Raw genomic sequence first — 6,000 nt, 5'->3', positions numbered from 1 at the left:
ATGTCTTTCATCAAGAACCCCTTATCCTTCAATAACATCAGGAATTCTACTGAATACTCAGCAGCTTTTCTGACCATTTCATCAACTTAACTGCTTTTGTTATGTATAGAGGTTTTTTTATTAAAAAATAATAATTAATATTTTTTTAATATTTGGATTTTATTTAAAATAGCAGTAATTTTTATGAGAAGTTCTTCCTAACCTTTAATTTTTTAGGAGAAATATGCAATGCGAAATGATGATGATACTGATTCAACGTCGACCTTGCCTTCCGAACAAGTTTCTGAGAATAAAATTGCTCCCAAAGATTCACAAAAACATTCCGATCCAAACGTACATGAAAATAGCACAGACCTGACTGATTCTGCTAATCAAAATATCGCTTTGGAGGATGAAGTTATTGTCGTCACACTGGAGTCGGATTCAAAGGCGATTGAAAAAGAGTTGAAAAAAATCTATTAATTATTTTAAAATTGGAAAAACAATCGCGAATGAAGCCTATACCACCTCACTTTGTTTCGTTTTTTATAAATTAAGCGCTATTCGGGGGGTGGGTAATGGCGTTATTTCTGCTCTTGTCAATGCGCGTTCTGCGGCTGTATTTTTCGATCAATTCTTTGGTAAAGTACTCATTAATTATAATCCTAAATGTGTCATCAAGACTCATTTTTCTTTGTCCTTATCCGGTTTGGCGGCTGGGATTATTGCCGCTATTGCAGGAGAACAAATTGCAGAAGATGCCGTAAGGGGTTCTTCGACGGGGTTCTTTTATGCCTCAATAGGGTATCACTTGTATATATCTTTACAGGCCGTACGCTTGGTTTGCCTGGAGCAGTAGGATATTTACTTAATCCGCCGCTAGAGCAGTTCAGTCCCTTTCTGGAATTGGTACAATTGCGCAAAGACTTAGAAAAAAATTATTTAAATCCTACGGTACAAAGGATTAATAAAAAACCCCCCCAGAACGATTTATTGAAGTTTTTTATGATACGATAAAAGAAAATCCTGATAAATAACAGGTTATGATACTTATAAAGACACCATCGAAAAAGCGTTTCAAGTCGGGGCCTCATAGCCGTGCAGCATTTTTTGGTCTTTTTCAACAGCCAGCGGCAGAAGGTTGGAGGAAAATCTCCCCCAACTCGAAAATAATTGTGGGCTAAACTCTATTTCCGCCATGACCACCGCTTTTTTTATTATCTTTTTCTTTTGAAACTTCCACCGACCTTTCGCAAGTCCTTGGAACAAATCTGGGTCTTGGGGTACATAATTCGAGAAAGCTGCCAGAGAAAATAATAAAGACTGCAGTCGTCTTGTTGGTCACCCTTGGTGGCGCTGGGGCTGCTGCCTATTTTTCTGGGTCGGGCATTGCGGAAGAAACAGTGCGTTATGACCAACTTGCCCAAAATGGGATTTACCATTTGCTTTGCGTTAATAATCCTCCTCTAAGTCCTTTGGAAGGGGGTAGATGGTAATCTGAACGAACTGTAGATGACAATCGTCGCGGGAGTAGGATGTAATTTCACAGGTATGCTTTTCTTGTTTAATCTAATTCTAGATTTTTTATTAAGAATAGTCATGAGAATCCGTATCATATTCAAAGTATGTTAGCTAGGTTGGAAAGTACTAGAATATTAAATTCAAATCAACTTGAGGAAGAATTTGCTAGTTAGATTCCTCTGATAAAAGAAAAGAGAACCCCTGCGATTCAAGCGATTGAGAATAAGCGTTCTCTAGTTAAAATCGCTGAAATAGGAATCTTCCAGAACAAAAACCCTGATGCTGGGGAGATTTATGGAAGTGTTTCTCTAACAATGACAATCCTCCATTGCTATCGGAAACAGAAGATCATGTACCTTCTGCACTTATTGCGTAATTAAACCTGATCCCGCTGCGCAAGCCGCGGGATCAATGTTTAAAGGCATCTTAGACAAAGCACCAGGAATCTCTCGAACGAATTTCGGAACGAGATAGCCGAGAAGGCGCGTCATCATTTCGGCGAGAAACCATTGTGCTTTTTTGCTCACTTCAAAATGCGCAGTCCCGGTTACATGATCGGGAAGATGAAGATAATTAAGGTAAAACGCCTGCGTCGAATAATCGTTCGCTTAAATCAATCAGTGTTTTGCTATCATCGTTAACATTTTTTAATAAGATGGATTGATTCAACAAGCTAATTTTGAGCGGTGTAGCGAACCAAATGCATCAATGAGAGTTTGATTAATTTCATTGGGATGATTGCAATGGGTGACGACGGTAGTTTGCAAACGCGTGCACGAAAGAAGATTTACTAATTCCGCGGTAACGCGCTCAGGAATGACGATGGGAAGTCTCGTGTATGAACACGCAAACGCTTAATCGTCAGGATGGCTTTCACATTTGAAACAAATGCCGTTAAGGTCTCGTCCTTTATCATTAAAGGGTCGCCTCCGCTTAAAATAACTTCATGAATATTGCTATTCGCTTTAAGTTAATCAAAAAGCGGCCCCAGCCAGCCCTTCCAGGGGTGTTTTGTTCATAAGAAAAATGGCGTCGAAAACAATAACGGCAATGAATGGCACAAGCGCCGCTGAGTGTGATTAATACTCGGCCATGGTATTTGTGTAGCAATCCCGGTATTAAATCGATTGTTTTTCATTGAGAGGGTCATTGGCAATATTTGCAATAATAAGGAATCATTAGGATTTCCTTTTTCCATTCGCTCAACGAATCCGCGAGTCACACGCAGCGTAAAATTGCCAGCACCGTGCCAGGCCAGTGGTAAAGTTTGTGGGTCAAGCTATAGTATTGCAGATCATACCTTAAAATAATAAACATATTGATCCAGAAAAGTGGGCGAAACTGCAAAAAATAGCATCACCCGGTGTTTAGCCTTTATTAGTCATTATTGCATTACTAATCGTGTTATTTATCCATTAATGATTACCTGTTAGTGTCGAGAGAGAAAGACAACCGTTACAATAACATCATTCCTGTGAAAACGGGAATCCAGGGGACTAGCATTCTAGATTTCTGTTTTTTCAGAAAGAACAAGGAGAAATTATTGCCTTTGACTTATTTTTCTTGGTTAATACATCCGATTCAATAGCTTGTGCGCATTTAGGGGATTGGCACGTCAGTCAAGCATCTATTACCGTTGAAAAAAACGAGGCTATGATAAACCGCTATTTTTCAATACGAAAGAAGGCGGAATTAAAAAATAACCAATACGGTATTTTTACAAAATCATTGAGTCTTTTTATTTTTCGTTTTGGTCGTTCAGAGCAGGCATGATATTGGTCACGACATTATCAACGTATGTGATTGAGCTTAGCGATTGCCTTACCTACGCTGTTGTTAGTTGAGCTTTCGGTTAATATCACGTTTGTATTATTCCTATCGCTGTTTCGCGCTACGTATTTTAGTGTATTCGGTGTGGTGATTTTCGTAATCATCATGTCGATATCCAGTTTATTCTATGTCATCATGGGACAATATATTTTCGAAAAAGTATTGCTTCTAGTCCAACTATCAGGCTATCAAAATAGGATAGACGTTATTAAATTTTTAATATTTCCTATTTTAACAGTGTATTCAGTGATATTGGTTATGTAATCTGTTAATATTAAACCATTTTTCTCGAAGAGTTACACAAGGATTATGTGCCAACGATGATTGTTTTAGAGACGGTTTATACATTGCCGGACTAATCTTAACTGACTTTTCTTACACATTGGTAGATCCATGAGTTCGATTGACAAAAAGATAAAAGATTCCATTTTATTGATTATTCGTCATTTCAGTTATTTCTTTCTTTTATGCGAGAAAGCGATACGTCTTTCGCGAATCGTTACAACAATTATTTCAAAAAAATTAGCGGCTGTGTTTCCGATCATTTTAGGCGTTTACACAGTGGTCAGTTTATTAGATTCGGTTCATTTTACTATCCTAAGATTGATAATCAATATCAAGTGATTCAATTTAAATTGTTATTGGATCTGATAATCAGCCCGCTTGGTGTGTAAACAGAGAAAACTTATTCCGTCCATTTTTCTACTCATCTTTAGAACAAAGCAATTATATCTGTAGCAAATGGCTATGTTCAGGATTGGCCGCGATTGGTTTACGGTGTGGCGCACTTGAAAAATCCTACAGACCAAATCAAAGAGATTGTTTTATCAAATTTTTCAGGTATTTTAATCGGATTATTGATTTTAATTGTAATAGTAATAGTTTTTTTGTGTTCAGTTATTTAGTTTTTCGTAAACGGACTTCCTATCGTATGTGTTTATACTGTTTATGGCGTTTGAAAAAAATCGCCTGACGGGAATGGTTGATTGCGTTTGGTCTTATTTGGATTTTCGGGTTTGTCATTCACTTTTTAGCAATTAATTATCACCTCTTAAGAGAACGGATTAGGTAGGGGCGGATATTTTATATGAGGCAATAAAAAGTGTTCGGACCGAGTTATTAATTGGTACGCTAACCTGTTTTTTTATACTACCTTTTGCTTTGTCATTCGGGATGTTGTCGGGATTTTTTGGCGGATGGGTGTATGATATTTCCAGTATTTATATACAACGTTGAGTTCTATTCCAGTCGTATTTTTGATCGCAGCATTGGTATTAGTTTTACAAATTTTTATTGCTACACATCCGATTTATTTTCCTATTCTGGCCGAATGCACTAATGCACGATTATTAAAATCGTGTTTGATTTTTGGCATCACAAGTTTGGCTAATTTATGTCTTTTACTGGGCGGCGAAACATTAAAATTACCCGAAGAAAAATTTGTTGATTCTGCGCGTGTGGTAGGTATTAGTTGAGTAAAAATTATTTTTCGTAATATTTTTTCTAATGTCATGCACCTTGTTATAATTACAGTGGTATTAGACTTCAGCGTGCTGTTATTTATGTTTGTATTAGTTCTAGCCGCTAATTCTATTTGCGTCTGAATTTCGCGACGAGTTGGAGCCACGGTTGAGAATTACGAATACATCTAGAAGTAGCTTGCATGGATCGAAGCGAAATACGGGCTACAAATCCCTTCTGATAGTGGGAAATAAGGATGGGTAGGAAAATAAAATGCTAAACCGTTAATAGAAATTAATCATCTTACCATAGTATTCATTTGCTCAAAATGCGAAGCCGGAAATTTCACAGCTTAGCGTAAGTTTACAGCGTGACCAATGTCTAGCGTTTCTATGTGAATCTGATAGTGGAAAAAGAATGACAGCATTGGCTATTATGAAATTACTCCGACTGATAGCACGAGTTAGCGACCGTAGCTGAATTTTATGGGAATGTAAAAATTTACTAAGGTTTTCAGAGAGAACTATGTGGAAAATTTGGAACTTTAAATCCAGTATTAACCATCGAACAACAAATGAATAAAATTTTAAAAAAATACCTATATATTCAATTACGTGCGTTGCAATTATTAGAGTAAGTCGGCATTAAAAATTCAGCACGTGTCTATCATTCCTATCCTCACGAATTATCCGGTGATATGCGCCAGAGAGCGATGATTACAATGGTGCTGGTGGGTAAGTCCGAAATAATTATCGTGGATGAACTGGCGACCGCGCACTCGATGTCGCGATTCAAGCCAAGGTTTTAAATTTATTGAATGGATTAAAAAAGAAACACAACATTACCTTACTTTTTATTAGTCACGATTTAGACGTTGTTTCACAATTGGCGGATGAAATTGCAGTATTAAAATCAGGTCGACTGGTGTAGCGCAAGTCAAGGGACCCATTTTTCCAACAACCTAAAGAGGACTATAGTCGGCGATTATTAGCTGCTATAAAGAATTGGAGCTGTTAATTATCGTAATCTTATTAGCTTTTCAAGCTTCTTCTTTAATTATAATACTTTCCCGAGACGCCACTTGTTTGAGAACAGGTAAATATGGGGTGGCACCATTGATTGAGAGAGCATCAGTGGAGCGTCATTTATTTGCTCTTTCTTAAATTGCTTGAATAGCCTGGCATACGACAGAGGGTCGCATTACGCCCT

The 6,000-nt window shown here is 37.4% G+C and carries 1 protein-coding gene and 4 pseudogenes; 4 read left to right on the top strand and 1 reads right to left on the bottom strand.

Going from position 1 to position 6,000, the window contains the following annotated elements; translation table 11 throughout:
* The first annotated feature begins 228 nt into the window (after nucleotides 1-228).
* A pseudogene (locus tag FIV31_RS03190) lies at nucleotides 229-1,876 on the top strand (CBU_1863 family Dot/Icm T4SS effector).
* Here FIV31_RS03190 and FIV31_RS03185 read toward each other — a convergent pair.
* A pseudogene (locus tag FIV31_RS03185) lies at nucleotides 1,866-2,779 on the bottom strand (KamA family radical SAM protein); the annotation flags it as partial. The pseudogenes FIV31_RS03190 and FIV31_RS03185 overlap by 11 nt on opposite strands.
* Before the next feature lie 260 nt (nucleotides 2,780-3,039).
* On the opposite strand from FIV31_RS03185, the pseudogene FIV31_RS03180 reads away from it, so the two are divergent.
* The 3 genes and pseudogenes from FIV31_RS03180 to FIV31_RS03165 form a co-directional block, all read left to right on the top strand.
* Nucleotides 3,040-3,727 (top strand): annotated as a pseudogene (locus tag FIV31_RS03180) (ABC transporter permease family protein); the annotation flags it as partial.
* A gap of 835 nt (nucleotides 3,728-4,562) precedes the next feature.
* Nucleotides 4,563-4,805 carry a hypothetical protein gene (locus tag FIV31_RS03170; RefSeq protein ID WP_280123784.1) on the top strand — a complete coding sequence of 81 codons (243 nt, stop codon included), beginning with the start codon at nucleotides 4,563-4,565 and terminating at the stop codon, nucleotides 4,803-4,805.
* 273 nt (nucleotides 4,806-5,078) lie between these two features.
* Nucleotides 5,079-5,790: pseudogene (locus FIV31_RS03165) on the top strand (ATP-binding cassette domain-containing protein); the annotation flags it as partial.
* Nucleotides 5,791-6,000: the final 210 nt, after the last annotated feature.

Source organism: Coxiella endosymbiont of Ornithodoros amblus (assembly GCF_019425495.1).
In the GTDB taxonomy this organism is placed as follows: Bacteria; Pseudomonadota; Gammaproteobacteria; order Coxiellales; family Coxiellaceae; genus Coxiella.
This window is presented reverse-complemented; position numbering and strand designations above follow the sequence as displayed.